This window comes from Winogradskyella psychrotolerans (genome assembly GCF_018860545.1).
Lineage (GTDB): Bacteria > Bacteroidota > Bacteroidia > Flavobacteriales > Flavobacteriaceae > Winogradskyella > Winogradskyella psychrotolerans_A.
In genome coordinates, this window is sequence record NZ_JAHKPN010000016.1 from 1 (window position 1) to 3,278 (window position 3,278).

The 3,278-nt window shown below is 39.1% G+C and carries 1 protein-coding gene; it reads left to right on the forward strand.

What is annotated here, in order from left to right; translation table 11 throughout:
* On the forward strand, positions 1–3,278 hold a 3,278-nt coding region (locus KO515_RS08165), incomplete at both ends, for a T9SS type B sorting domain-containing protein (RefSeq protein ID WP_215935894.1).

The following is a 3,278-nucleotide window of genomic DNA, read 5'->3' on the forward strand; positions in this document are numbered from 1 at the left end:
CACGAAACAGAAACCAATGCCAACAATGGAGTTGATGCCATAGATACCTCAATAGCTTACAATAATATTGCACAAGATAGTCAAATCTTATACGCTCGAATAGAAAGCCCAACCATAGCGACGGACTGTGCCACTATCGTTGTGTTAGAGTTAATCGTAGAACCAACACCGCAATTAATAGACCCAACACGATTAGAAGCCTGTGATGATATCTCAGCCGATGGATTTGCGACGTTTGATTTAACACTTAAAGAATCCGAATTATTAAACGGTCAGGATCCATTGCAGTATGATGTTAGTTATTACGAGAGTGATGTGAATGCTATAGCGGCAAACAGCCCCATAAACAATCCGCAGGCTTATACCAACACCGACGATTTTAATCAAATCATTTGGATACGTGTAGAGGATAATACAACGGTAGCAGGCTGTTATAAAATCACAAGTTTAGAATTAATAGTCCGTCCATTACCCGTGTTAATTACACCAGCGCCCATAGAGATGTGTGATGTGAATAACCCAGGCGATGAGCAAGAAGGTTTTACATTAGAAGACGCTAATGAAGAGATTTTAAATGGACAAACAGGCCTATCGTTAACGTACTTTGAAACACAAATGGATGCAGACAATGCTACAAATCCAATAGCAAGTCCATATGTAAACACTAGTAATGCTCAAACCATATTTGTAAGAGCAGAAAATGATGATACAGGCTGTTACAATACAGTAACAGTTACCTTACGAGTCAATCCAATACCATCACCAGAACCAAACCCAACAGCCATAGAGGTCTGTGATGATGATAACGATGGGTTTGCAGAGTTCGATTTAACACAACGCACCATAGAAATCACTAATGGAGAACCAGATGTAGCGATTAGCTATCACGAGACGCAGACCGATGCAGAGAATGGTGATAATCCAATTATAGGACTGTATACCAATATTGTAGCCAACAACCAAATGATATTTGTACGATCAGAAAATACCGTCACAGGTTGCTACAGCCTTACAGCGAGTACCATGGAGCTTATTGTGTTGCCTTCACCAGAAGTACCAACAACTATAGAACCTTACATTATTTGTGATACGGATGACAATGGTATCGCCCAATTTGATTTGACCACCAAATATGATGAAATTCTTAACGGGCAAGACCCATTAGACGTGCTACTTACTTATCATGTAAGTGCATTGGATGCTGAAACAGGCGACAATCCAATTGTCAATGTTGGTAATTACACTAACACTATAAATCCACAAGTAATTTATGTACGCCTATACAATCCAACCACAGGTTGTAGCGATACCGGAGAATTTGAATTAGAAGTTAGTTTACCACCAGTAGTAATACAACCAACACAATTAAGTGAGTGTGATGATTTAGGAGAAGCACCAGGAGATGGGTTTACAGTATTTGATTTAACGGTAAAAAATACTGAGATCACAGGAGGTAATGCGAGTTATTCCGTAGCCTATTACGAGACCGATGCTGATGCGCAATCTCAAATCAATATGATTCCAGATCCAACACAGTATACCAATACCTCAGTTAATGGTTTAGATGCAAATCCACAAACCCTTTATGTGGTTGTTACCGATACCGATACAGGTTGTGTAGACTTTACCACACTAACAATCCGTGTGCTGCCAAATCCCACACCAACACCAAGCGATCAATTACCAAACTTAGAGTTGTGTGATGATGAAAATACAGGAGATGGAGTCGAGGTGTTTGACCTTACGGAAAATGAAATTCTGATATTAAACGGAGAAGCCGGAGTAACGGCAAGCTACTATGAAAGTTTAGACGATGCCAATTCAGCAAGTAATGCTATAGTAGACCCAACACAGTACACGAATGCAGAGACACCAGAACAAGAGATCTATGTACGTATAACAAATGATGTCACAGGTTGTTATGCTTTAGTTGATTTTACAATCATAGTACATCCATTACCAGAAGTAATAGCTGTAACCGATTTTATACAATGTGAATTATTTACAGATGGAGTTGATAGTTTTGATTTAACGACCAAAGACGCCGAAGTGTTAAACGGTCAAGATCCAACACAATTTATAGTGAGTTACCATAGCAGTTTAGCTGATGCCGAAGCAGGTATCAACGGATTAGTAAGTTCCTATACGAACTTGAGTAATCCACAGCAAATCTTTGTGACCATTACCAACAATGTAACAGGATGTTCTATCAGTACCCAAAGTTTCAATATAGAAGTTCAAGAAGCCGCACAGGCGAATCCAAATATGGAAGCTATAGTTTATGAAACCTGTGATGATGAGATGGAAACCGATGGAAATCCAACCAATGACAGTGCACAGTTTGATTTAACCACGAGAGACGCAGAAGTTTTAGACGGTCAAGATCCACTGAATTACATTGTGACGTATTATGAAACCCAAGAGCATGCAGATTTAAATGTCAACCCATTACCAACCTTGTATGAAAACATAACGAACCCACAGGTTATTTATGCACGTGTAGATAATGACACACCAGATGGTACCACAGGTAATGACACATCCATCTGTTATGCTGTAGCAGAAATCACCTTACAAGTGAATCCATTACCAGAATTTAATTTAGAAGACAGCTATACGTTATGTTTAAATACCAATGGGACAGAAGTTTTAGACCCTTTAGTCATTGATACAGGCTTATCGGTAGTAGACTATAGTTTTGAGTGGAGTTATAATACCGTTGTAATTTCAGGAGCTACAGGTCCAAGTATAATGCCAACCGAAGGAGGTAGCTATAGTGTTTTAGTAACCGATATAAGCACATCTACAGAGACCAATTGTACTAATGTAGACACAACCGACGTTATAGAAAGTGAACCACCAAGTTTAGCTATAGAATTAGTGACACAAGCCTTTGCAGATAATCATGTTTTAGAAGCCTTCGCGACAGGAATAGGAGTTTATGAATACAGCTTAGATGGAGGGCCATGGCAAGATGAAGGGATATTTACAGGCTTATCTGCAGGAGAGCATGAGATCACCGCAAGAGATAAGAATGGCTGTGGATTAATCACAGTATCTAAGTTTATAATCGATTATCCGCTATATTTTACGCCAAACGGAGATGGAAATAATGAAACTTGGAACATAGAAGGTATTGGAAGTAATGCAAAAATTTATATATTTGACCGGTACGGAAAGTTGTTAAAGCAAATAAGTCCAGATGGAGATGGTTGGAATGGGACTTATAACGGCAAAGCAATGCCAACGAGTGACTACTGGTTTACAGTGGAATACGA